The 24,585-nt window shown below is 35.8% G+C and carries 17 protein-coding genes; 13 read left to right on the top strand and 4 right to left on the bottom strand.

Features of this window, described 5'->3' with window-relative positions; all coding sequences use genetic code 11:
- Positions 1 to 3 precede the first annotated feature (3 nt).
- The 5 genes from SJY30_RS17305 (at position 4) to SJY30_RS17285 (ending at position 7,606) form a co-directional block, all read left to right on the top strand.
- On the top strand, positions 4 to 1,056 hold the full coding sequence (locus SJY30_RS17305; protein WP_396633364.1) for a polysaccharide lyase family 7 protein: 1,053 nt from the start codon (positions 4 to 6) through the stop codon (positions 1,054 to 1,056).
- Between the two features lie 244 nt (positions 1,057 to 1,300).
- Positions 1,301 to 3,637, top strand: a complete 2,337-nt coding sequence (locus tag SJY30_RS17300) for a chondroitinase-B domain-containing protein (protein ID WP_396633363.1) — start codon at positions 1,301 to 1,303, stop codon at positions 3,635 to 3,637.
- 5 nt (positions 3,638 to 3,642) lie between these two features.
- Positions 3,643 to 5,871, top strand: a complete 2,229-nt coding sequence (locus tag SJY30_RS17295) for an alginate lyase family protein (RefSeq protein ID WP_396633362.1) — start codon at positions 3,643 to 3,645, stop codon at positions 5,869 to 5,871.
- A 19-nt stretch (positions 5,872 to 5,890) separates the two neighbouring features.
- Positions 5,891 to 6,265 (top strand): cupin domain-containing protein, encoded by a 375-nt coding sequence (locus tag SJY30_RS17290; protein ID WP_396633361.1) that lies wholly within the window; start codon positions 5,891 to 5,893, stop codon positions 6,263 to 6,265.
- A 90-nt stretch (positions 6,266 to 6,355) separates the two neighbouring features.
- Complete coding sequence (locus SJY30_RS17285; RefSeq protein ID WP_396633360.1) at positions 6,356 to 7,606, top strand: Nramp family divalent metal transporter; 1,251 nt, start codon at positions 6,356 to 6,358, stop codon at positions 7,604 to 7,606.
- A 105-nt stretch (positions 7,607 to 7,711) separates the two neighbouring features.
- Here the strand turns inward: SJY30_RS17285 and SJY30_RS17280 are convergent, their stop codons facing one another.
- Positions 7,712 to 8,806, bottom strand: a complete 1,095-nt coding sequence (locus tag SJY30_RS17280; protein ID WP_396633359.1) for a type I phosphomannose isomerase catalytic subunit — start codon at positions 8,804 to 8,806, stop codon at positions 7,712 to 7,714.
- Between the two features lie 626 nt (positions 8,807 to 9,432).
- Between SJY30_RS17280 and SJY30_RS17275 the strand changes: the two genes are divergently transcribed.
- The 5 genes from SJY30_RS17275 to SJY30_RS17255 all read left to right on the top strand — a co-directional run bounded on the left by SJY30_RS17275 (position 9,433) and on the right by SJY30_RS17255 (position 17,066).
- Complete coding sequence (locus tag SJY30_RS17275) at positions 9,433 to 12,615, top strand: SusC/RagA family TonB-linked outer membrane protein (RefSeq protein WP_396633358.1); 3,183 nt, start codon at positions 9,433 to 9,435, stop codon at positions 12,613 to 12,615.
- 10 nt (positions 12,616 to 12,625) lie between these two features.
- Positions 12,626 to 13,957, top strand: a complete 1,332-nt coding sequence (locus tag SJY30_RS17270; protein WP_396633357.1) for a RagB/SusD family nutrient uptake outer membrane protein — start codon at positions 12,626 to 12,628, stop codon at positions 13,955 to 13,957.
- A 197-nt stretch (positions 13,958 to 14,154) separates the two neighbouring features.
- Positions 14,155 to 14,856, top strand: a complete 702-nt coding sequence (locus SJY30_RS17265) for a FadR/GntR family transcriptional regulator (RefSeq protein ID WP_396633356.1) — start codon at positions 14,155 to 14,157, stop codon at positions 14,854 to 14,856.
- 113 nt (positions 14,857 to 14,969) lie between these two features.
- A complete protein-coding gene (locus SJY30_RS17260; RefSeq protein ID WP_396633355.1) occupies positions 14,970 to 16,271 on the top strand; it encodes an MFS transporter in 1,302 nt (433 codons plus the stop codon).
- A gap of 33 nt (positions 16,272 to 16,304) precedes the next feature.
- Positions 16,305 to 17,066 (top strand): SDR family NAD(P)-dependent oxidoreductase, encoded by a 762-nt coding sequence (locus SJY30_RS17255; protein WP_396633354.1) that lies wholly within the window; start codon positions 16,305 to 16,307, stop codon positions 17,064 to 17,066.
- Between the two features lie 55 nt (positions 17,067 to 17,121).
- Here the strand turns inward: SJY30_RS17255 and SJY30_RS17250 are convergent, their stop codons facing one another.
- Entirely contained in the window at positions 17,122 to 18,138 is a 1,017-nt protein-coding gene (locus tag SJY30_RS17250) for a LacI family DNA-binding transcriptional regulator (protein ID WP_396633353.1), read from the bottom strand.
- Positions 18,139 to 18,286: 148 nt separating this feature from the next.
- On the opposite strand from SJY30_RS17250, the gene SJY30_RS17245 reads away from it, so the two are divergent.
- The 3 genes from SJY30_RS17245 to SJY30_RS17235 are packed head-to-tail and all read left to right on the top strand — an operon-like array spanning position 18,287 to position 21,268.
- The gene (locus tag SJY30_RS17245; RefSeq protein WP_396633352.1) at positions 18,287 to 19,333 is read left to right on the top strand and encodes a PfkB family carbohydrate kinase; all 1,047 of its coding nucleotides are present in this window, start codon (positions 18,287 to 18,289) and stop codon (positions 19,331 to 19,333) included.
- Positions 19,334 to 19,369: 36 nt separating this feature from the next.
- On the top strand, positions 19,370 to 20,590 hold the full coding sequence (locus SJY30_RS17240) for a 6-phosphofructokinase (protein ID WP_396633351.1): 1,221 nt from the start codon (positions 19,370 to 19,372) through the stop codon (positions 20,588 to 20,590).
- A gap of 9 nt (positions 20,591 to 20,599) precedes the next feature.
- Positions 20,600 to 21,268: a bifunctional 4-hydroxy-2-oxoglutarate aldolase/2-dehydro-3-deoxy-phosphogluconate aldolase gene (locus SJY30_RS17235; protein WP_396633350.1), complete on the top strand. Its 669-nt coding sequence runs from the start codon at positions 20,600 to 20,602 to the stop codon at positions 21,266 to 21,268.
- Positions 21,269 to 21,408: 140 nt separating this feature from the next.
- Here SJY30_RS17235 and SJY30_RS17230 read toward each other — a convergent pair whose 3' ends face one another.
- Both SJY30_RS17230 and glpK read right to left on the bottom strand, forming a co-directional pair.
- Positions 21,409 to 23,091, bottom strand: a complete 1,683-nt coding sequence (locus SJY30_RS17230) for an FAD-dependent oxidoreductase (protein ID WP_396633349.1) — start codon at positions 23,089 to 23,091, stop codon at positions 21,409 to 21,411.
- 4 nt (positions 23,092 to 23,095) lie between these two features.
- Complete coding sequence (gene glpK, locus SJY30_RS17225; protein ID WP_396633348.1) at positions 23,096 to 24,574, bottom strand: glycerol kinase GlpK; 1,479 nt, start codon at positions 24,572 to 24,574, stop codon at positions 23,096 to 23,098.
- Between the last annotated feature and the right edge of the window lie 11 nt (positions 24,575 to 24,585).

Genomic DNA, 24,585 nt, shown 5'->3' with positions numbered 1-24,585 from the left:
CCTATGAAAAAATCAATAATTACCATCATAGCAGTTGTAGCTTTATTTGCCTGTAAAGACAACTCAAAGAAAGCTTCTGACACCACTGAAACATCTAATACCGATAGTGTAATGACCACTACATACCCTAGCGATGTCATCCCTTTTATGGATGAATGGAAAATTCTCTTAGGTGATGGCACCTATGAAGATAATCTTAAGGATTACGCTAAAGATGATTTCTTTTATGTTGCCAACGACGGAAAAACGGATTGGGTAGTTTACAAAACACCTAACAGTGGTATTACCTCAAGAACGTCTAGTAACACCAGAACTGAGTTAGGTCAAAAAGCACATTGGATACCTGAAACAGGCGGAAAATTAACCGGCACTTTAAAAGTACAACACGTATCTACCTCTGGTGATGCCAGAGTTGCAGCCTCCTATGCTGTTGTTGTAGGACAAATACATAGTGATGAAGGTCATGAAAATGAACCTATAAAGATATTCTACAAGAAATTTCCCGGACATACAAAAGGTTCTGTTTTCTGGAATTATGAAATAAACACAGAAGGTGACAATTCAAAAAGATGGGATTACTCATCAGCTGTTTGGGGCAATGACATGTCTGTTGTTGGATCAGATGCAACAACCCCTCCCGCAGAACCAGAAAATGGTATCGAATTAGGTGAAGAATTTAGCTATGAAATAAATGTTTATAAAGGTATTATGTACCTAACCTTCGAAAGCGATGGTCATGAAACAGTAAAATTTACTAAGAACCTATTAGCTTCTGAATTCACTAAAACCTTACCTGAGCAAATTAAAACACTATATGCCTCAATAGGGCGTGATGGTCTGGAACGCGAAAATGCATATGCTGGCGAAATTCAATATTTCAAACAAGGTGCTTATAATCAAACTAATGGTAAATCTCCTGAAGATAATATCGTTTGGAGTACTGGCGCCGATACTTATGATGGCGATATCGCAAAGCAATATGTAAATGGTGATTATGCAGAAGTGTGGTTTAGAGAAGCAACGGTAGGCGCAGGAACTTTACCTGCTGAAGAATAAGGTTAGTTTTCTAATGACGGTTTGGTTTCAAAGAGTATTAAAACTGAAAAAAAAGCAACAGTTTACAAATTAAAAGATCTAATTATTTAAAATTTCAACAGTAATTGAATTTATTGAATTGATGATTTCTAAAGTAGATATTTATCGATTTGCAAATTAAACCTCTGTTATTATGTTAAATATTTGCCAGTCTTACAAATATCCTTATTTTTGGTCAACCAATTTGGTTAACCAATTTTGACTTATGAGACGATACCACCTTCTATTCTTATCTGTTTTTATATGCCTAGCATATTCATTCACCAAACCGCAGCAAACTCATATTGTAAAAAATGTAGCAGAGTTTACAGAAGTGCTTCAGAAAGTACAACCTGGTGACAGCATCGTTCTAGCCAATGGTGTTTGGATGGATTCTGAACTTCTGTTTGAAGCGAATGGTACGGCAGAAAAACCTATCACACTTATAGCCGAAGAAAAGGGAAAAGTGATTTTATCCGGAGCTTCTAATCTTAGAATTGCAGGTGATCACTTAATTGTCAAAGGTCTTGTTTTTAAAAATGGGTACACCCCTACCAACGCTGTTATTTCTTTTAGAAAAAGCAGGGAACAAATGGCTAATAATTCTCGCCTTACCGAATGTGTAATCGATAACTTCAATAATCCTGAACGTCAAGTACAAGATTATTGGATAACCATTTACGGAAAAAACAACCGAATTGACCATAACCATATTGCAGGTAAAAAGAATTTAGGAGTTACCATGATCGTTGGTTTGGATACCGAAGATAGTAGAGCCAACAACCACCAAATAGACCATAACTATTTTGGACCAAGACCTACATACGGAAACAATGGTGGAGAAACTTTAAGAATTGGCACTAGTCATCACGCATTAGAAAAATCGAACACCTTAGTGGAATCTAACTACTTTGACAGAACCAATGGTGAACACGAAATCATCTCAAACAAGTCTTGTAACAACACTTTTAAATACAATACATTTTTTGAATGTACAGGTACATTGACCATGCGCCATGGTAACGAAACATTGGTTGACGGCAATGTATTCATTGGTAATAACAAACCAAGTACTGGCGGTATTCGTGTCATAAATGAAACACAAACGGTAATTAACAACTACCATGTTGGCTTAACGGGATATCGTTTTAGAGGTGCCTTTGTAATGATGAACGGTGTACCTAATTCACCACCAAATAGATATGTACCGGTTATAGATTCTAAAGTAAATAGCAACACTTTTGTAAACTGCGATAATATTCTTTTTGGTGCAGGTAGTGATGCAGAAAGAAGTCAGGCACCAAGAACTTCAGAATTTTCAGAAAACATCATTTACAACGATACCAAAAAAGATGTGTTTACCATTGATGATGATATTAGCGGTATTACTTTCAAGAACAATATTCTTGGCGAAAATTCAGAAACTACTATTAAGGAAGGTTTTAAGAATGCTAAGATTAAATTGGTAAAAAACAAAAACGGATTTCCGATTCCTACTTCTAATAAGATTAAAACCAAAGTTGTTATTAGCCCTAAAATCGCAACTAAAGAGAATACTGGCACATCATGGTATTCTAAAGCAGATAATACGGTTGCGTTAAATTCTGGTAATACTATTAACGTAGCTGCTGGTATCAATACCTTATACGATAAAGTAAAAGAAACAAAACCTGGTGATATCATCATTCTTGAAGATGGCGGAACTTATTTACTGACCAAAGCGGTAAAAATTAACCACCCGCTAACCTTTAAAACTCTTGGTAAAGAAAAAGCGACCATCTTATTTGAAAGAATGATGGCTTTTGAAATTGAAAACGGAGGTAGTCTTTCTTTAGAAAATATCACTTTTGATGGCACCAAATCTCCAGATTACGCAGGTAACTCTGTAATCAGTACTAGCAAAAAATCAATGATCGATAATTATAAATTGTTCATTGACAGATGTGAGTTTAAAGATATGGTCGTTAATCATTCTTTTGATGTGCTGCGCGTTTCTAAAGGTACTTTTGCTGACACCATAAGCATACAAAACTCAAACTTCAAGAATATTTCTGGTAGCATTGCGGCCTTAGACAAAGAAACAGATGATATAGGTGCCTATAATGTAGAGTACTTTATAATGAAGAATAATGCCATAAACGATTTACAAGGTGCGGCCTTAAGATTATATAGAGGTGGTAAGGATGAAAGTACCTTTGGTCCGTTTTTAGAAATGGAGCATAACGTATTTGACCATGTTGGCTACGGTTCTAAAAATAAATATGATGCTAGCGTATCTTTATACGGCGTTCAAGAAACAGCTATTAAAAACAACATTTTTAAAGATAGTAAGGCCATTAACATGCATCTGGTTGTCGGTGAACCAATGGTCAAAGTTCTTAATAATGCTTTGAGCAATTCAGAAAAACTTATGGTTACCGGCGATCAGAAATACCAAGTAGAAAACCAATGGGAACTTGCCCCCGAATTTTCTAAAGACACCAACTACGCATTACCTTCAGATTCTCCATTAAAAGGTAAAGGTACCGATGGCAAAGACTTAGGGCTACTAAAAATCGAATAACAAGCATGATTAAATACTTAACAACAATACCCATTTTTATTTGCGCTATTTTAATAACGTTCAGCGCAGCTGCACAAGAACACCCTAGCCTTATTCTCACTAAAGAGGGAGTTGAAAAAATAAGAGCAGAATTAGGTTCTGTACCTCTGTTTGATGCCTCATTACAACAGTTAGAAGAAGAGATTGATGCTGAAATCGCTTTAGGTATCGACACACCTATACCAAAAGATTATTCTGGCGGCTATACTCATGTTCGTCATAAACGCAACATGATCGTAATGCAACAGGCTGGTGTTTTATATCAAATATTAAACGATGAAAAATATGCAAAGTATGTAAAGGATATGCTTATGCAATATGAAGGCATGTATAAAACATTACCCCTGCACCCCAAAACCAGATCTTATGCACGAGGTAAATTGTTTTGGCAATGTTTAAACGACTCTAACTGGTTGGTTTACGTTAGCCAAGCTTATGATTGCATTTATAATTACCTAAGTGCAGCCGAAAGAAAGAAGCTAGAGAAAAATCTCTTCAAACCATTCGCGGATCACATTTCAGTTGATAGTCCGCAGTTTTACCAAAGAGTACACAACCATAGTACATGGGGTAATGCTGCTGTAGGTATGATTGGTTTAGTAATGAACGATAAAGAACTGATTGATCGTGCATTATATGGCATTCCAAATTTAGAAATGGACAAAACCGCTAAAGACGATGATGGCGGCTTTATAAATAAAGAAGGCAAAGCCGGATTCTTGGCAAATATTGAAGAACCTTTTTCTCCTGATGGGTATTATAATGAAGGTCCTTACTACCAGCGTTATGCCATGTATCCATTTTTGATTTTTGCAGAAGGATTACACAATGTAAAACCAGAATTGAAAATCTTTGAATATAAAGACGGTGTTCTTTTAAAATCTATCAATGCACTTTTAAATTTATCTGATGCTGATGGAGATTTCTTTCCCCTTAACGACGGGCAAAAAGGAATGTCTTATTATACCGATGCTTTAGTAACAGCGGTAGACATCTCTTATTATTACGGAAACCAAGACCCTGGATTATTAAGTATTGCAGAAAAACAAAACAAAGTCTTATTAGATGATTCAGGCTTAGCTGTTGCGCTAGGGGTTAAAAATGGCAAAGCAGAACCATTCGCGAAACAATCAATTAATTTATCTGATGGACCTAACGGTAAACAAGGCGGTGTGGGTATTTTACGAAGCGATGATTTAGAACTTGTTTTTAAATATGCGGCGCAAGGCTCAAGCCATGGGCACTATGATAAGCTATCCTACTCTTACTACGAAAATGGTGATGAAGTATTGCAAGATTACGGTCTTGCACGTTTTGTAAATATTGAACAAAAAGGTGGCGGTAATTATCTGAAAGAAAATAAAACCTGGGCCAAGCAAACCATTGCCCATAATACTCTTGTGCAAAATGAGAAATCTCACTACCAAGGCAAATATGATATTGGCAGCAAGCACAACCCTACTTTATATATTTTTGATGATTCTAATGCCAATATACAATTAGTAAGTGCCAAAGAATCTAACGCATATCCTGGCACTGAGATGCATAGAACTATGGCTATCATTAAAAATGGTGAATTTGAAAAGCCTATTATGCTTGATATTCTAAGAGTTAAATCTGACAGTACAAACCAATATGATCTACCCTTTTATTTTATGGGTCAAGTATTGAAAACAAATTTTGAATATGAAGTCCCTAAAACACTGGAGCCATTAGGTAGCGACAACGGTTATCAACATTTATGGTCAGAAGGTTGCGGAAGCACAACAGAAGAAAACACAAAATTAAGTTGGCTAGAAAAAGGGAAGTTCTATACCTTAACATCGGCAGCCTCAAAAGATGACGAGTTGAGATTTGTAAGAATAGGTGCCAATGACCCTGAGTTTAATTTAAGAAGAGAAGCTGGTTTTATTATCCGTAGAAAAGATACTGAAAACTCACTTTTTGTCTCAACTATAGAAGCGCATGGAAGCTATAGCCCGGTTTCAGAATCAGCTGTTAATTCCAATAGTTATATCTCAGCACTAAAAATAGTTTTAGACACTGTAGACTACACTGCTATTTCAATTACAACTGTTAAAGGAACTACTAAACTGTTTATAATAGCAAATACCGATGCTTCAAAGGAGGCAAAACATACGTTAAAAATCAACAATGAGAATTATGAGTGGTCTGGTTCTTATTATTTAAAATAAATATTAAAGCATAAAAATTATGAAAAGATTCAGTGAAAAATACGTCATCACAAAAGACATGGAATGGGAAGTGCTTGGAGGAGGAGTTTCAAGAAAGTTCTTAGGCTATGACAACCAAATTATGATGGTTAGAGTAAAATTCGACAAAGGAGCATTAGGTGCCCCTCATCAACATTTTCACACACAAGCTACTTATTGCGTTTCAGGAAAATTCGAATTTGAAATCGATGGTGAGAAGCAAATAGTAGAAGCAGGTGACGGAGTTTATATTGAACCAAATTTATTACATAGCGCTGTTTGCCTAGAAGAAGGAGAACTTATTGATACTTTTAGCCCTGTCAGAGAAGATTTCTTAAGTGGTGTGGGTCCATCTTATTTTGGAGATAAAAAGTAAGATCTAATCTATTTACAGTTGCTTTTAGTGATTTTAAATAGATTTTTTGAAGTACTATTTTGTAATATTTGAAATGCTGAACCAATACTTATGACAACAGAAAATATGTCCTTTTCAGGAAAATTTAAAAAACGTCTTAAAGATTTTGGTCCAGCATTTTTTATTATTGGTTACGTTGTAGGTACCGGTAGTGTCACTTCAATGGTAGTTTCTGGTGCTAAATATGGTCTTAGCCTTTCATGGGCGCTACTACTTTCTTGTTTTTTCACCTACTTCTTATTGGTGTCTATTAGTAAATTGACCATCGTTTCTGGAAATACCCTCATGTACAATTTCAAAAAAACATTCGGTAAACCGCTCACTATTTTTATTATTACTGCATTACTCGTCTCCATAGTTTCTTCTTGTATTGGCGTTATGGGCGTAGTTGCAGAAGTAACAATGGAATGGATTTCAGTAAAAACCTCCATTTCATTTCTTAACAAACCTATAGTTTCCATTTTTTTTATCGCCTTACTTATAGGACTTTTTTGGACCGGTAAACACGAAAATTTCATAAAAGCCATGAGTATCATGGTTGGCTTTATGGCATTAGCTTTTATTATCACCAGTTTTATGGTGGTTAAAGAAGCAGGCACTTCCATTACCGAATTTTTTCCTGAATTACCTAAAGGTGATAACAACGGTTTGGTAATTGCCGGTATAGTAGGTACTACTATGGCAGGTGTTTGTTTAGCATCTCGAAGCATTCTTGTACAAGAGCAAAACTGGGGACTAAAAGATTTAAAAACTGAAAACAAAGATGCGATGTCTTCTATGGTAATGACTTTTTTAATAAGTCTTGCCATAATGATCAGTGCAACAGGTACGCTATACTTTAAAGGAGCACCTGTTGAAGACGCTACTGATATGATGCACGCATTGGGACCATGGGCTGGCGATTTTACCCTAACCCTTTTTACATTAGGAATTATTGGTGCAGGTTTATCTTCAATTTTTCCCAACCTATTGTTATTTCCTTGGCTGATGGCTGATTACACAGGTACGGAGCGCGACATGAAAAAACCGCTGTATAAACTAATTGTAGTTTTGGTAGCACTATCTGGTTTAATTGTTCCAATACTAGGAGGAAAACCAGTTTGGATATTAATTGCGTCACAAGCATTAAGCCCGTTTGTAATGCCATTGATTACACTGTTTCTACTTATTCTTTTAAATAAGGAGCGTATTATGAAAGAACATAAAATTGGCATTGGTATGAATTTAGCATTGGGAGCCACTTTTATTTTTAACTGTTACATGCTGTATGTTGCGTTAAACGGATTTATTGATTTCCTTTAGGATCACATCTAAAGAAATAAATTAGATTGAAATAAAAAAGGGCAAACAAATAACTTAATATTTGTTTGCCCTTTTTTTATCATGTTTGGATTGAAAATTAATCTCTTAACTTGGAGGATAACATAACAAAATCTTGGATGCTACGGTAGATGTAAATTTCACTTCGTCTATTGCTGCAGAAAAGAATATTTCATCACCTTGTGCAAAGCTATACTCTTTACCACCACATACGATAGTACCTTCACCAAAGTAAATAACCGCAACGAAAAAACTTCCTTTTGCCTTAATCGTATATGAACCATTTAAATCTAGTTCACTTAGCCCAAAACAATCCGTATGGGTTTCGTTAAATATGGTATTCAATGTATGAGTATCTGATGAATCTATAGTTTTAGGGGAAACCTTCCATCTTTTAATTGCTTCTTCATGCGAACAGCCATCATAATGAAAACAATCTAGCATATTTTGTTCCCCTACCCCTTGGTGTATTAATTCATCGGAAATCGTTAATCCTGCAGGAGTAACTTTCTCTACACGCATAGTATAATCCGTAGGTTCTTGAACTTCCATTAAAAAGCACCCACTACCAATTGCATGTGGTACACCGCCATATATCATATATGCATCACCAGGGTTCACTTCTATCTTGTGAAGACTATTAAGCATACCCTCAATATCCTGATTTACAAAGAGAGTTTCCCATTGTGCTCTGGTAACCCCTTCTTTAAAGCCCATATAAATGACACTTTTCTCTCCATTTATTTCACGCTTATTTAAAACATACCATGATTCAGTTTTTCCAAAAGCGGAATTCAACATGGTCCTTGCGTAATCTTTATCTGGGTGTACCTGTATTGTAAGTCGTTCTTTAGAGTCAAGCATTTTAATCAACACCCCAGTGGCGCCAAATTTATCTGCCAGTGACTTACCTAGAAATAGTTCTTTGTTAGAATCCACTAATTCTTTTAGAGAATGGGTACCGGATGGAGTCTCTACAAGAGAAAGTCCTTCATTTTCCGGTCTTCCGTTTCCTCTCGCTGTTACAGTAGACATTATCCACTCTTCTGGCATACTGCCATCAACTTCTGGACTATCTTTTTTCCATCTATCTATTAGTGCGCCTCCTTCATAAGTACGCCAAACTCGGTTAGAAAATTGCTTTAATGGAGTATATGCGTATTGTTCAAAATCAGTATTCATATTAGTCTAATAATGTTCGTTAAAATCACAAAAACAATGAAAAATCAAAATATTGATTTCATTTATTTTATCTAAAAACCAAATGAATTCTTAAAAAAATAGAGAGGAAAACCGTTCAAATCTAGCAATTTATAAGTGATTTTTAGAGAAAAAGATAGTTCAAATGGTATAAAAAAGACCTTTCAAGCAAAAACTTCATTTGTTAACGAAATATCATATCCTCAATATTTAAAGGGCTTAAAAGAGGAATTACAAAAAAATGACCCAGCAAAAGTTGTTAAAATGTAGAATTCTCTTTTTTTAACGATTAAATAACATATATTTGGTAAACCAATTTGGATAACCAATTTGGAAAACCAAAATATTTAAACTCAAATTAACATCGAACTTAATTTTAATTCAAATCAATGACTGAAAATTTAGATTAACACATTATCATCTCTTATTTCAAATAAGAATGCAATTAAAAAAAATGAACTATTTACTGTTAGTATTTTCTAAAAAACAAGTAGTAGAAATTAAAGAAACCTAGCAGATATAAAATGAAACTTGATTCAATTTTCATTTTAGAATGCTTTAATCAGACTTTAATTAGTCGAACTTAAATTAACATAACAAGACTACAAATGAATTTAAAAACAAGATTAACGTTAGTGATGATGTTGTTACTCAACATCTCCTTATTCGCACAAGACGGATATACTTTGACGGGTACGGTTACCGACGAGACAAGTATGCCGGTACCAGGTGCCAATGTTGTTATACAAAATACAACAACGGGTACTTCTACCGATTTTGATGGTAATTTCTCTATTACAGTTTCTAACGGAGACGTTTTAGAATTTTCTTCTATTGGTTATGCTACAAAAGCGGTCAATATTACTGGACAACAAACCTTAAACGTTGTACTTGCAGAAGATGCAAGCCAACTTGAAGAGGTTGTTGTAGTAGGTTATGGTACTAGAAAAAAATCGCATTTAACAGGTGCGGTTGCACAAATTGGCGGCGATGACGTTGCTGCCGTGCAAGCCACTCGTGTTGATGATGCTTTAGCAGGAAAGTTGCCTGGTGTCTTTATTCAGAACCAAGACGGTGCGCCAGGTGCGGACCCAAAGATTCAGATTAGGGCAGCATCATCTATTTCAGGTGCATCAAATCCGTTGATTGTTGTTGATGGCTACCCTATTTCTGGAGGTATAGCATCGGTCAACCCAAATGACATTGAGAGTTTAGAGGTATTAAAAGATGCTGCTTCTGCTGCAATTTATGGTTCTAGAGGGGCAAATGGTGTTATTTTGATTACTACTAAAAAAGGAAAATCAGGTAAGGCTAGTTTTAGTTATAATGCTTACACAAGTACTTCAAGTAAGTATAGAGACAATATACTTCAATCTGGTCCAGAATGGGCTGCTCATGCAAGAGCAGAGATTGCTGCTGGTAATTGGGGTAGTACTGTTGCTACGCAGGATCCTGCTTTTCTAGAATATAGATTAAGTGCTTATGAAAATTCTCCTGGAGCTATAAGCCCAGAAGACTGGCTTTTTCAAAATGGTACTACGACCAGTCATGATTTCAATATGAGCGGAGGAACCGACGATGTGAATTATTTTGCATCTATTGGTTATCAAAATGCAGAAGGTGTTGTTATTACACAGGGTTTTGAAAGATTAAATGCTCGTTTAAATATTGATGCGAAGTTAGGTGACAAGTTCAAAACAGGAGTGAATTTTAATGGGTTTACTTCTAAAAGAGATATTTTGGGTCATGATATGAGAGACCTTTTAAGGTCTTACGGTGTTCATCCTATATACCATACTGCTGAATCAATTGCTTTTGTTCAAGATTTAGATCAACAAGCGCAAGCTTTAGGTTTGGCTGCTTTCGATAACGGATATAGAGGTTCAGGTTATGAGGCTAACAGTATTTATGCATTAGAGCCTGGTATGGCGGCTCAAGATTGGCATTATGGTAGAGCGAATAACGGTATTGGAGGTTCTGGTGATGCTGGTCCTGCAGCAAAGCTTGATAATACAGAAAGCTGGGAAAGAACATTTTTCGGTAACGTATCTGGATATCTTCAATATAGTATTCTTGACGGTTTAAATCTTAAAACTGTTTTAGGTGGAGATATGAATGACACTCAAATTTATAATCATAGATTATTAGGATTTGATTCAAGAGCAAGAGATTCTCAAACATTTATGAATCAAACCGATTTAAAAGTAACTTCTGTTTTAAGTGAAACTACTTTGAATTATGCGAAAGTATTCGGTAAGCATGACATTTCTGCGGTAGCAGGTGTAGAATTTCAATCTACTAATTTCAAGGGAACAGCCTTGTCGGGCGCTAATGTGCCAGATACTGCTATTCTTAATTTCAATTTGTTTGATCCAGCAGATATAACGGTAACCGAACGTGATGAAAATAGAGTGAGAGAAAGTGTTTTCGGAAGGGTCAATTATGCATATGATGATCGTTACTTAGCTTCAGTTTCTGTAAGAAGAGATGGTGATTCACGTTTCGGTGCGAACAAAAAGTATGCTACGTTTCCTGCATTATCTTTAGGTTGGAATGTTCATAATGAATCTTTTTTGAAGGATAATGAAACTTTGAGTCAGTTAAAGTTAAGATTTAGTACTGGTTCGTTAGGAACAACTTCCTTTTTAGGATCATACGATGCTTTAAGCCTTTTAGAGCCTCAAGCAACCTTATATGGAACTGGCTATTTAATTCCTGATAACGTAGCAAATGAAAATTTAACTTGGCAGACAAATACTGAAACAAACTATGGTATTGATTTAGGTTTTTTCAATAACCGAGTGAGATTAGGTGTAGATTACTATACTTCTGATATTGAAGATATCTTAATCAACCAAAGTGTTTCTGAAGTTTTAGGTACTTCTTCAATAGTACTTAACTCTGGTGATGTAAGAAGTTCAGGTATGGAATTTGTTTTAAACGTCAATGCAATTAGCAATGAAGATTTCTCATGGAGTTTTAATGGAAATTTATCTACTGTTGAAACTGAAATTACTGATTTAGGTGGTTTAACTGAATTACCTCAGGTAATCTTTGGTCAAAGTGGTAGAGGTGCTGTCTTTAGAAACTACGTAGGTGGTGGAATTGGTGAAATGTGGGGCTTGGAAACTACCGGAGATGTCGAGATGGAATACCTTGCAGATGGATCTAGACATCCTAACAGCCAAACTGGTGAGTCTTATGTTGTTGATCAGAACAATGACGGTGTTATCGATAGAACTAAAACTGTTGAAGACGGTGGTGATTTAGTGAAAATCGGACAAAACACTCCGGATTTTTATTGGGGTATGTCTCATAACTTTAGATATAAAGATTTTGATATGTCATTCCAACTTCAAGGTTCTCACGGAGCTGAAGTATATAACATAGATCCACTTTATTATGGCTCTCAATGGGGCGGTAGATTAGATTACGATAGTTTAGATGCCGACGGTGATGGAATCGCTGATCATAATGGACAGTACTACGAGCGAAATAGAAATCAAACAGATGCCATGATTCAAGATGCTTCTTATGTTGCACTTAGAAATTTAACTTTAGGCTATACGATCAATTCAGATGTGACCGAGAGAATGGGTTTAAATTCTGTGAGAATTTACGGAGCGGCTACAAATTTATTGTACTTATGGGCTGACAACTACACATCGTATAATCCTGAAGGTGTAAAGACTACAGGTGGCGATTACTTAGGTCCAACAACATACGGTGCACAAGTTGGTGCTAGTCCAATTGTAAGAAGCTTTACATTAGGTTTGAATCTTAATTTTTAAATAAGTAAAAATGAAAAAAGTATATATATTATTAATGGGATCATTGTTGTTGACAACGGCATGTGATAGTGATTTAGATCAATTTCCTTCTAATATTGCAAGTTCAGATTCATTGACCGATTTTGAAGGAGTCTTAAATGCAGCATATTATTACCAGCTTGGTACTGTAACTCCGATGGCAATAATGGGTGAATTTAGAGCGGACAATGCACTAATGGATGAAGCGCCGTATACGGCATTCGACGTCTTTGACAATGAATTGACGACTATGGAAGATCAATTTTTTGGACCGTTCTATACTGCGGCATATAAGTCAATTTTGTCTGCCAATAACGTAATTGAAAATTCTACTGACGCAGTAGAAATTGGTGAAGCAAAGTTTTTAAGAGCTTTATCATATTTTAAATTAGTGCAAGTTTTTGGTGATGTCACTGTTAATTTATCTGCCTCTCCAAGTATAGAAGATACCGCTTCTTTGGTTAGACAGCCTGCATCCGATGTTTACAATAATGTTATCATTCCGGATTTGAACGATGCAATAGCAGTTCTAGGAACCGAAATTGTTGATGGTAGAGCTTCTAAATTAGCAGCTCAAAGTTTACTAGGCAAAGCTTATGCAGCTCAAGGTGATTATGCAAGTGCGGCTCCAATATTAGCGGAAGTAGTAAATGCAACAAATATTAGTTTGAAAGAGAATTTCAATGAAATTTTCGGAGCTGAAAACGAAGTAGGTAATTCTGAAATTATATATGCTACCCAAATATCAAGCTCTATAGTAGATGAGTATTCTTTTGGTTCTGACTTCTGGAACTGGTTTGTTGGAGATGATTCAAAATCCGATTTACCGGTAGATGCCGATTTAGTAGCTGCTTTTGATGCTAGCGATGCAAATGGTGGTGGTACTGATTTAAGAAGGGCCATAACCCTTAGTGAAGACGGTACAACTGCTATAAAGTTTCCTAAAGAAGGTGGTCTAGGTGGTGAACACGATTGGATCGAGATTCGATTGGCAGATGTTATTTTGTTATATGCCGAAGCATTGAATGAAAATGGTTCTAGTGCCGATGATGTACTTGCTTTGTTGGATCCAATAAGAACAAGAGCTGGTTTAACAAGTTTAGTAGGTACAGCGACCACACAATCTGAAGTTAGAAAAGTAATTCTTGATGAAAGAAGACTTGAGTTAGCATTTGAAGGACAAAGATGGTTCGATTTAGTAAGAACAGGTGCTGTTGATGCAGAAATGGGAGAAACAGTTAGTTCTAATTACTATTTGTTTCCAATACCAATTTCTGAAATACTCGCTACTGACGGTGTTATTCAGCAAAATGACGGGTACTAAAATTAATATCTACAAAGAAAGTTGTTTGAGTTAGTTTTTTAAGATGGCTGGCTTTTTTGAGAGAGCCAGTCCATCTTTTTATAAAATTTAAATGAAGTTTCTAACATTATTGTCATGAAAAATTTGATTACACAGTTATTTGTTTAAATTTGACAAACCAATCTGGTTAACCAATTTTTTAACTAAGAATTTAATATATGAAGTTAGAGATCTTGACTAAAAATGACCACCAGCAACTTCACAATGATATCATTGCCAAAATAAGAGATTTGATCAATAATAAAAATCTTGAACCTGGTGATAAATTACCTTCAGAACGTATGTTGTCTGAACGTTTTGAAGTAAGTAGAGGCAATGTGCGAGAAACAATTCAGAAACTTGAATTTTACGGCATATTAAAATCAAAACCACAAAGTGGAACCTTTGTCGCAGACATTGGTAGAGTAGCCATGAATGGTATGATAGATGACATTCTTGCTTTAGAAGACCCAGATTTTAAATCATTGGTTGAAACAAGAATTCTACTAGAGCTTAAAACAGTAAGGTTAGCCGCGAAACGTAGAACTAATGACGATTTAGAAAAAATAGAAGCTGCATTAGAGTCATACAAAGAAAAAGTATTGAACAATGAAGATGCCGTTCAAGAAGACTTGCTTTTTCATTTAGCAATTGCTCAGGCATGTAGAAATAGCACCATTAATAGAATGATGCTGATTATTACACCTGAAATTATCAACAACTTTGAAAAGTATCATGTTTGTGACAAGAATCAAGGTCCAAAAAGAATTAAAGAGCATCAAGACATATTTAATGCCATAAAGGAACAGAATACTCAAAAAGCCAAAGAAATGATGAAAGTACATTTTAATGAGCTTTATAAATATTGTTACAATATATAAGAGATACAGGTATATCTCTATTAACCAACCAGTGAAAACAAAAGTTTTTAGATTATTTAAGGAATCAAAGACGCTTTCTTTCATCAACATACTAGACCAAAAAGCAAAGAATTATGAAAATTAAAGGATTAAGATGGTGGGTTATAGCTTTAATCGCAATAGCAACAATTATCAATTACATCGATCGTCAGTCCATCGGAGTTCTTTGGCCAGACATTGCAGAAGATTTATTTCCCGATAAATCAAATGATGAACGTAAAGAAATATTTGCCACTATATCTGTAGTTTTCATGTTTGCCTATGCATTCGGACAAGCTATTTTCGGTAAAATTCTAGACTGGTTAGGCACACGAATTGGTTTCGCCATTTCAATTGGTGTATGGTCTATTGCGACTGCACTTCATGCACTTGCTCAAGGTGTTTTAAGCTTTGGCTTCTTTAGAACAATTTTAGGAATTGCAGAAGCGGGTAACTGGCCGGGTGCTGCAAAAGCAAATGGAGAATGGTTCCCGACTGAAGAAAGAGCATTTGCTCAAGGCTTGTTTAATTCTGGAGCAGCAATCGGAGGTATTGTCGCTATACCTGCAATAGCCACCATGACTATATATTTCAGTTGGCAAATGATATTCATTATAGTTGGTGCCCTAGGATTACTCTGGTTGATACCTTGGTTAATATTAGTAAAAGCACCACCGAAAAAACATCCATGGATTTCAGATGAAGAACGAAACTATATCTTAACAGGTCAACAAAATCAAGATATAGATAACGACGGTACTCCAGACGATGGGTATAACCCAGATACCGGTAAACTATTAAAGCATAAACAAAGTTGGGGAGTAATCATCGCCTCAGCAGCTATTGACCCTATCTGGTGGTTATTTGTAGTATGGATTCCGATTTACCTAAACGAAGTTTATGGAATGGACGTAAAAACAATTGGTATCTATGGTTGGGTTCCCTACGTAGGTGCAATGCTAGGTGCTTGGTTCGGTGGGTTATTTGCCCAAAATCGTTTAAAAGCGGGATGGACGGTCGATAAAACCAGAAAAATAATAATTACTATAGGTTGCCTGATTATGTTACCAAGTTTGTTAGCCATGGCCAACCCTGGTGGACCAACCGGAGCCGTACTGATTATGGCACTAATACTTTTTGGTTTTCAAACCGCAATTGGTAATGTTCAAACGTTACCTAGTGATTTCTTCGGAGGAAAAACAATCGGAACTTTATCAGGTATAGCAGGAATGGCCGCTAAGTTAACAGCTGCAGCATTAATCTATTTAGTGCCTTGGTTAACTTCTGGCGGAAATTATACACCTGCATTTGTAATAGGTGCAACAATGGCAATTATTGCTTTAGCAAGTATCTGGTTATTATGTGGTAAAATTGAACCGTTAAATGGAAATAAATAAATTGAATTAAGAATAGATTAAATAAATTATAACATGAGTACAGAAGGAAAAATAGCAGTAATTACAGGAGCAACTGGAGGAATCGGATTTGCAGTTGCTAAAAGATTAGGACAAGATGGTTACACCGTTATCTTAAATGGTATTGATGACGCAGCTGGTGCCGAAAGAATTAAAGAACTTACTGCAGAAGGTATTACTGCTGAGTACTTAGGTTTTGATGTTACCAATGAAGAAGCAGTGGCTAAAAACATTAAAGCTATCGGTGAGAAATATGGTAAAATAGATACACTTATAAATAATGCAGGTGGTCTAGGCGGTAGAGCTCGTTTCGAAGAAATGACTACTGAATTCTATAGAGGTGTAATGGCTTTGAACTTAGATTCAGCTTTCTTTGCTTCTAGAGCTGCAATACCTTACCTTAAAAAAGGTGATCACCCTTCTATAATTAACTATACATCTAACGCAGGATGGACAGCTGGTGGACCAGGTGCTGGTATCTACGGTACTTCTAAAGCAGGAGTTCATGCGTTAACTAGAGCTTTGGCAAAAGATTTAGCTGAATATGGTATTAGAGCAAATGCAGTATCTCCTGGTACTATCGACACTCCTTTTCATGCTCAAATTAAAGCTACAAAACCAGAAGTTTTCGCTTCTTGGGCAAATAACATTATGTTAGGTAGATTAGGTCAGCCAGAAGATGTTGCTGGTGTTGTTTCTTTCTTAGCTAGCAAAGATGCTGCTTTCATTACTGCCGAAACTGTACAAATTGGTGGTGGTCAAGCTTTAGGTATCTAATAATTGTTCATACTTTATAAAAAAGCGTTATTGTGAATTCACAATAACGCTTTTTCTATTTAGAGGAATCTCGTACAATTAATTCAGAATCTAGAATTATCTTATTCAAAGATTGCCGTATCACCTCTTTGTCGACATAACCCAAAAAAGTTTCTGCTGCCAATTTTCCTATTTGCTTACTGTGCTGACTAATACTTGTAATTGTAGGTGTTACCAAAGACGTAAAGGGTTCATTACCAAAACCTACTAGTTTTATTTCCTCCGGTACTTTAATATTTCTCTCTTTTAAAACCTGCAATGCTCCCAATGCGGCATAATCACTTGCTACATACACGGCATCGGGTCTATTTTTTAACGCCAATAATTCTTCCATTTGATGTCTCCCATCTTCTAATGTCAGGCTACTTTCAATAAGCAATTCATCATCATGTGGTAGGTTGTGCTTTTTAATTGCATCTATATAACCTCGTATTCTGTTATTGAATATTCGTGTTCTGCGGTAACCTCCTATATGGGCTATTCGTTTACAACCTTGCGCTATCAAATGCTCTATAATCATATGACTACTATCATAATCATTGATCCCTATATAATCAACATTTAAATCGTTCTCCCCCCTATCAAAAAGAATTAAAGGAATTCCGTTAGACTTTATTTTCTCATAGAAAGATAAATCAACTGTTTCATTTGCCATTGATGCGATAATACCATCAACCTGTAAATACAATAACGTATCTATATTATCACATTCCTTTTCAAAAGACTCGTTAGACTGGGTTATTATAATATTGTATCCGGCTTTATTAAGAACCTCTTCCATATTCTCTACTACAGAAGAAAAGAAATTACTATTAGTTCTAGGCACAATTAGACCTACTAACTTACTTTTCCCTTTCCTTAAGGCACTAGCCAAATGATTAGGTTGATAATTTAATTCTTTTGCTACCTGTTTTACGGCATTCTTAGTTTTTACACTTATACGCGCATCATCATTTAAAGCTTTTGAAACAGCCGCAGTCGAAATACTCAAAGCATTTGCAATGTCTTTTAAAGTTGTTCTTTTTTTATTCAATTACTTTATATATATTTGTTTAATCGATTAACCAAAAGTAAGACTTTAATTAGCTTTAACAAAAAATGTCTGTTTTGGTTATTTTTTACCTCAACTGGTTAATCGATTAAACAAATTGTAAATCAGTATATAAAACTTATAAAACAACATGAAAAAAGTAGTAACATTCGGTGAAATCATGCTTCGTTTAGCACCACAAGGATTTTTAAGATTTTCTCAGGCTAATAATTTTGATGTAATATATGGTGGAGGAGAATCTAACGTAGCTGTATCTTTAGCTAACTATGGTGTTCCTGTAGATTTCGTAACACGTTTACCAAAAAATGATATTGGAGAATGTGCAATGATGGAAATGCGTAAAAGAGGCGTTGGCGTAGATAAAATCGTTTACGGTGGTGATCGTTTAGGTATCTATTTCTTAGAAACCGGAGCGGTATCTAGAGGTAGTAAAGTAGTTTACGATAGAGCACACTCCGCTATTTCAGAAATTGAATCTGGAATGATCGATTGGGATGCTGTTTTTGAAGATGTTGAATGGTTTCATTGGACAGGTATTACACCAGCTATTTCTCAAGGAGCTGCAGATGTTTGTTTAGAAGCTGTTAAAGCTGCTAGTGCAAAAGGAATTACAATCTCTACAGATTTAAATTATAGAGCTAAACTTTGGACATACTGTGACGATGCTCACAGAGAAAAAGTAATGGCAGGATTAACCGAATATTGTGACATCATTTTAGGGAACGAAGAAGATGCTGAAAAGCATTTTGGAATTCACCCAGAAGGACTTGATGTTCATAAAGATGGTGCCGATGTTAAAGCGGAAGCTTTCTTATCTGTTTGTAAGCAGATGATGAAGAAATTCCCTAAAGCTAAAAAGGTAATTACAACATTAAGAGGTTCTATTTCCGCATCGCACAACACATGGGCAGGTGTATTATGGGACGGTACTAAAATGTACGAAACTCGTCAATACCAAATTACCGATATCGTTGACCGTGTTGGTGGTGGTGATTCTTTTATGGGTGGTTTGATCTACGGATTATTGAAATACCCAGAAGATGATCAGAATGCTCTTGACTTTGCAGTTGCTGCATCTTGTTTAAAGCATACCATTAAAGGTGATGCCAACCTTGTAACGGTTTCTGAAGTTGAGAAACTTATGGGTGGTGATGCTTCTGGTAGAGTTGCTAGATAATTAGAAAACCTCTTTAGATCTTCTAAAAATAAAAAAATGTCGAAAAAATCTGTTTTAATTCTTTGCGGTGGCGGACCTGCACCTGGTATAAATACCGTAATCAGTACCGTGGCAAAGGCTTTCTTAAAAGATAATTATCGCGTTTTAGGTTTGCATGAAGGTTTTAAAGGAATTTTCGATGAAAATCCGCAGATCAAGGAATTCGATTTCTTCCATGCCGACCGGATTTTTAGTAGGGGTGGCTCAACATTGATCATGAGCCGTTTTAAACCTAAAAACGAAAAACTAAACACTAGCCTTTTTATTGATAATAATGTAAAACTGTTGGTAAGTATAGGTGGTGACGACACTGCTTCTACTGCCAACAGAATTACGGGTTTCTTAAAGAAAGAGGGTATCTCCATTGCTAACATTCACGTACCTAAAACTATTGATAACGATTTACCGTTACCGGATAGGAACCCAACTTTTGGTTTTCATTCTGCAAAAGATGAAGGTGTACGTATTGGTAATACCACATATGAAGATGCGCGTACCAGCCAAAACTGGTTCGTAATGTCTACCATGGGTAGATCTGCAGGTCATTTAGCATTTGGTATTGCAGCAAGCTGCCACTACCCTATGATGATCATTCCAGAAATGTTTGATCGTACCGCTATCACTTTTGATAAAGTGGTTCGTATGGTCATTTCTTCAATGATCAAACGTAAGATTGAAGATATTCATTACGGTGTAGCTCTAATTAGCGAAGGTGTTTTTCATAATATGCCAGAGTCTGAGCTAGACAAATGTGAAATTAAATTCACTTATGACGATCATGGACACCCAGAGCTAGGGAATGTTAGTAAAGCGCATATTTTTAATATGCTCGTTCAAAAGAAATTAAAGGAGCTAGGTATAGATATTAAAAGTAGACCGGTAGAATTGGGCTACGAATTACGCTGCTGTAGACCAATAGGGTTTGACCTTACCTTATGTACGGTTCTAGGTCTTGGCGTAAAAAAATTATTTGATGAAGGCAAGAGTGGCTGTATGGTCACCGCAAATTCTAGAGGTGAAATTACTCCGTTGTTCTTATCGGAAATTCAAGATGAGAACGGTAAAATCGCTCCTCGCTTGGTCAATATCAATTCAGAATTGGCAGAATTATGTTTTCAAAATTTATTCTATGTAGGTGAAGATGATTATGAGGATGCAAAAAAATATGTGGACAATCCTTCAGACTACGATTTCAACAAAATTTTAACTGAGAAATAAAAAATTCAAATGGCACAATATTCAAGAATAGAAGTAGCGAATGTAATGAAGGAATCTGGTATGGTACCTTTATTCTATCACCCAGACATTGAGCTTGGTAAAAAAATTTTACAGGCTTGTTATGACGGTGGTGCGCGTTTAATGGAATTTACAGCTCGTGGCGATTTCGCTTTCGAAGTGTTTTCTGAATTGAACAAATACGCAATAAAAAACCTACCTGGTATGATCATGGGCGTAGGATCAATTACTGATGCCGGTGCAGCTTCTTATTACATGTCTCTTGGTGCAAATTTCATTGTAACTCCTTCTTTAAGAGAAGATATTGCAATAGTTTGTAACCGTAGAAAAGTATTATGGTCTCCTGGTTGTGGTTCATTGACCGAAATCAACAAAGCCGAAGAAATGGGCTGTGAGATTGTAAAATTATTCCCTGGTTCTCTTTACGGACCTGGATTTGTAAAAGGAATTAAAGGACCTCAACCATGGACTAGCATTATGCCAACAGGTGGGGTGAGTACAGATGAAGACAACCTTAAAGGTTGGTTTGATGCCGGAGTTACTTGTGTTGGTATGGGATCAAAATTGATCAGTAAAGATATTTTAGCAAATAAAGATTATGCAGGTTTAGAAGCTTTGGTTAAAGATACTTTAGCCAAAATCAAAAAACTGAGATCATAAAATATATAGATTTCACCGTATGGGCAAACCCATACAGTGTCATCTACTAAAAGTGCATATTTAAGTTGTTAGTTGGAAAAGGGCATTTAAACTTTGACATTACGTTGAAGTTTGGTGCTCTTTTTGTTTGCTGTACATTACTATATAAACTCTTTTGAATAATAAGTAGTTGCATCTTCAATAAGCATTTCTAATTTTTCTTTTTCATCTTTAGCATGCAAATCATTCCAGTTCAAGTACATTTTACAATCTTCTAGAATTAAACTAGCGTACTTTTTAACGCTAGGGATATCAAAATACAACCTACCTGTTCTACGAACAAAGAAGTCGGTAAGGGTATTGGTCATTTCATGATGAATGCAAAACCATAATTCTGCCCTAATTATTCTCTCTAAAGCGTCTTCATTATCGAAAGATTTTGATTTAGTTAAAATAGTTTCGGCCTGTTTGCCATAAGTTGTGCATAAATACCAAGCATGATAGGTATCAACAACTCCCATTTCTTTTAACTTATCCTCAAGTGCTTTTTGGTATTCAACAACATCTTTTGAATCACCTAAAGATGGTGACACCAATGCTATTTTAGCCGTGTCAGACTTCTTTAAATCAGCAGTGTGTTTTTTCTTCATGGTTTTCAGCACAGCTTCAATTACACGGTCTGCCATTCTACGGTAACCGGTCAATTTACCTCCTGCTATAGATATTAATCCGCTGTCTGAAACAAATAATTCATCTTTTCTAGATAATTCGGACGGATCTTTATCTTCCTCATGAATTAAAGGTCGTAAACCTGCCCAATTAGATTCTATATCATTTATGGTAAGATCAACAGCCGGAAAAGTACTATTGATAGCATTTAAAATATAATTAGCGTCATCTTCCGTAGCCACTACCCTATCTAAACTACCAGAATAATTGGTATCTGTAGTACCAACATACGTAGCCCTACCCCTTGGTATCGCAAAAATCATTCTACCATCTGGCACATCAAAATATAAAGGTTGCTTTACTGGCAGTTTATCGTAAGGAAAAACAATATGCACCCCTTTGGTCAAATGTAAATGCTTATTATTCATAGATTCATCTTTGACCCTCAAAGTATCTACCCACGGACCTGCGGCAGAAACATAATTTCTTGCATTTATTTTTAATGTCGCTCCTGTATTGACGTCTTTACAATTCAGGTTTTTAATCTTATGGTTTTCATCATAATCAAATGATTCCATCTCACAGTAATTAATAATCGTTGCACCATAAGATGCTGCTTTTTTTAATATCTCAATGGTTAAGCGTGCATCATCAGTTCTATATTCGGCATAAAGACCACCACCTAAAACAACTTTTTCGTTAAGTAGCGGTTCTTTTTCCAATGTTTTTCCCTTGTCAAGCATTTTACGCCTATCATCACCTTTTACATCAGCTAAAAAATCATACACCTGTAAACCGATAGAGGTCATCATTTTACCGTAGGTACCCCCTTCAACTAAAGGTAAAAGCATTTTTTCGGGTATTACTAAATGCGGTGCCAATTTATGAACTATAGCCCGCTCAGATCCTGATTCCCTTACCAAACCAATTTCAAATTGTTTTAGGTAACGCAAACCTCCGTGTATAAGTTTGGTAGATTTATTACTTGTACCCGATGCAAAATCGCTCTTCTCTACCAAGCATACCTTCAAGCCTCGTGAAGCAGCATCCAATGCAATACCTGCACCGGTAACACCACCACCTATAATAGCCAGATCAAATTTATCTTCCTGTAGTTTTTTGATTTGCTCGGCTCTGTTCAATACCGAAAATGCCAACATTTTATCCTCCTTCATTGCCTTACTTTGTTTTTGTTCTTTTAACCGCTTTTTTCCAGCCTTTATAATTTAATTTCCTTTCCTTTTTATCCATTTTAGGACTAAAAATTGTGTCTATCTGCCTGATCTTGGCTATATCGCTCTTCGTCCAAACCCCTGCTTTAATACCAGCAAGTAAAGCTGCACCAAATGCCGTAACTTCTATCATTTTTGGACGATCAACCTCAACATTCAAAATATCTGATTGAAACTGCATCAAATAATTATTTGCACTAGCACCACCATCAACCTTTAACGTAACGCTTTTACTCTTACAATCTTTTTCCATTGCACCGATGACATCTTTGGTTTGATATGCCAAAGAATTTACCGTGGCCTTGATCAATTCATCCCTACCGGTATCCAAGGTCATACCATAAATACTGCCCTTTGCATCAGAATCCCAATGCGGGGCACCTAAACCGGCAAATGCAGGTACTACATATACATTCTTTAATGGACCTATACTTTTACAAATAGCTTCTGTTTCACTTGCGCTATCTATAACTTTCATTCTATCCCTTAACCATTGAATAGATGCGCCACCGGCAAAAATACTGCCCTCCAAAGCATAGTGTACAGGTTCATTTTCTAAACTACACGTTAAGGTAGTTAGTAAGCCTCTTTTTGAATTCACTAATTTCTCGCCGGTATTTAACAGTATAAAACAACCAGTACCGAACGTACTTTTTGCAATACCTTCTTCAAAACCACCCTGACCGAACAATGCAGCTTGTTGATCTCCTGCAACGCCATAGATAGGAATAAGATGATCTTTATACTGTATTGCTCCAAAATCTGAAGATGAATTTAGAACCTTTGGTAACAGTGATTTCGGAATATTTAATTCTTCAAGTAATTTATCGTCCCATTCTAACTTTTTAATGTTATAAATTAAAGTTCTAGAGGCATTGGTATGATCGGTTACGTGCTTTTTACCTTCTGTAAACTTATAGATCAACCAACTATCAATAGTACCGAACATTAATTTACCCGCTTCAGCTTTTTCTTGAGCACCTTCTACGTTATCAAGAATCCATTTTAATTTTGTACCTGAAAAATAGGAATCTATTACAAGGCCCGTATTTTGCCTTATATAATTGGTTAGACCTTTTTCTTCAAGATCATTACAGATGTTCGTCGTTCTTTTATCCAACCAAACAATAGCTTTATGAATTGGCTCTCCGGTTTCCCTATCCCAAACCACTGTTGTTTCCCTTTGGTTGGTAATACCTATAGAAGCAATCTCTTTTGGATCTATGCCAGATTTTTCTATGGCTTCATTAAACGTTTCTAGTTGGTCGTTATAAATTTCTAAAGCATCATGCTCTACCCAACCAGGTTGTGGATAATATTGCTTTAATTCTTTTTGTGCAATTGATATAATACTACCTTGTTTATCGAAAACAATGGTTCTTGTACTTGTGGTACCTTGATCCAAGGCTATAACATACTTCTTCATATCTTTTTATT

The sequence above is a fragment of the Maribacter sp. R86514 genome (assembly GCF_044597005.1).
Lineage (GTDB): Bacteria > Bacteroidota > Bacteroidia > Flavobacteriales > Flavobacteriaceae > Maribacter.
This window is presented reverse-complemented; position numbering and strand designations above follow the sequence as displayed.

What these genes read in the sequence shown, in the direction of transcription:
- SJY30_RS17305 (WP_396633364.1), top strand. Translation starts at nt 4, where the DNA reads ATGAAAAAATCAATAATTACCATCATAGCAGTTGTAGCTTTATTTGCC.
- SJY30_RS17300 (WP_396633363.1), top strand. Translation starts at nt 1,301, where the DNA reads ATGAGACGATACCACCTTCTATTCTTATCTGTTTTTATATGCCTAGCA.
- SJY30_RS17295 (WP_396633362.1), top strand. Translation starts at nt 3,643, where the DNA reads ATGATTAAATACTTAACAACAATACCCATTTTTATTTGCGCTATTTTA.
- SJY30_RS17290 (WP_396633361.1), top strand. Translation starts at nt 5,891, where the DNA reads ATGAAAAGATTCAGTGAAAAATACGTCATCACAAAAGACATGGAATGG.
- SJY30_RS17285 (WP_396633360.1), top strand. Translation starts at nt 6,356, where the DNA reads ATGACAACAGAAAATATGTCCTTTTCAGGAAAATTTAAAAAACGTCTT.
- SJY30_RS17280 (WP_396633359.1), bottom strand. Translation starts at nt 8,806, where the DNA reads ATGAATACTGATTTTGAACAATACGCATATACTCCATTAAAGCAATTT.
- SJY30_RS17275 (WP_396633358.1), top strand. Translation starts at nt 9,433, where the DNA reads ATGAATTTAAAAACAAGATTAACGTTAGTGATGATGTTGTTACTCAAC.
- SJY30_RS17270 (WP_396633357.1), top strand. Translation starts at nt 12,626, where the DNA reads ATGAAAAAAGTATATATATTATTAATGGGATCATTGTTGTTGACAACG.
- SJY30_RS17265 (WP_396633356.1), top strand. Translation starts at nt 14,155, where the DNA reads ATGAAGTTAGAGATCTTGACTAAAAATGACCACCAGCAACTTCACAAT.
- SJY30_RS17260 (WP_396633355.1), top strand. Translation starts at nt 14,970, where the DNA reads ATGAAAATTAAAGGATTAAGATGGTGGGTTATAGCTTTAATCGCAATA.
- SJY30_RS17255 (WP_396633354.1), top strand. Translation starts at nt 16,305, where the DNA reads ATGAGTACAGAAGGAAAAATAGCAGTAATTACAGGAGCAACTGGAGGA.
- SJY30_RS17245 (WP_396633352.1), top strand. Translation starts at nt 18,287, where the DNA reads ATGAAAAAAGTAGTAACATTCGGTGAAATCATGCTTCGTTTAGCACCA.
- SJY30_RS17240 (WP_396633351.1), top strand. Translation starts at nt 19,370, where the DNA reads ATGTCGAAAAAATCTGTTTTAATTCTTTGCGGTGGCGGACCTGCACCT.
- SJY30_RS17235 (WP_396633350.1), top strand. Translation starts at nt 20,600, where the DNA reads ATGGCACAATATTCAAGAATAGAAGTAGCGAATGTAATGAAGGAATCT.
- SJY30_RS17230 (WP_396633349.1), bottom strand. Translation starts at nt 23,091, where the DNA reads ATGAAGGAGGATAAAATGTTGGCATTTTCGGTATTGAACAGAGCCGAG.
- glpK (WP_396633348.1), bottom strand. Translation starts at nt 24,574, where the DNA reads ATGAAGAAGTATGTTATAGCCTTGGATCAAGGTACCACAAGTACAAGA.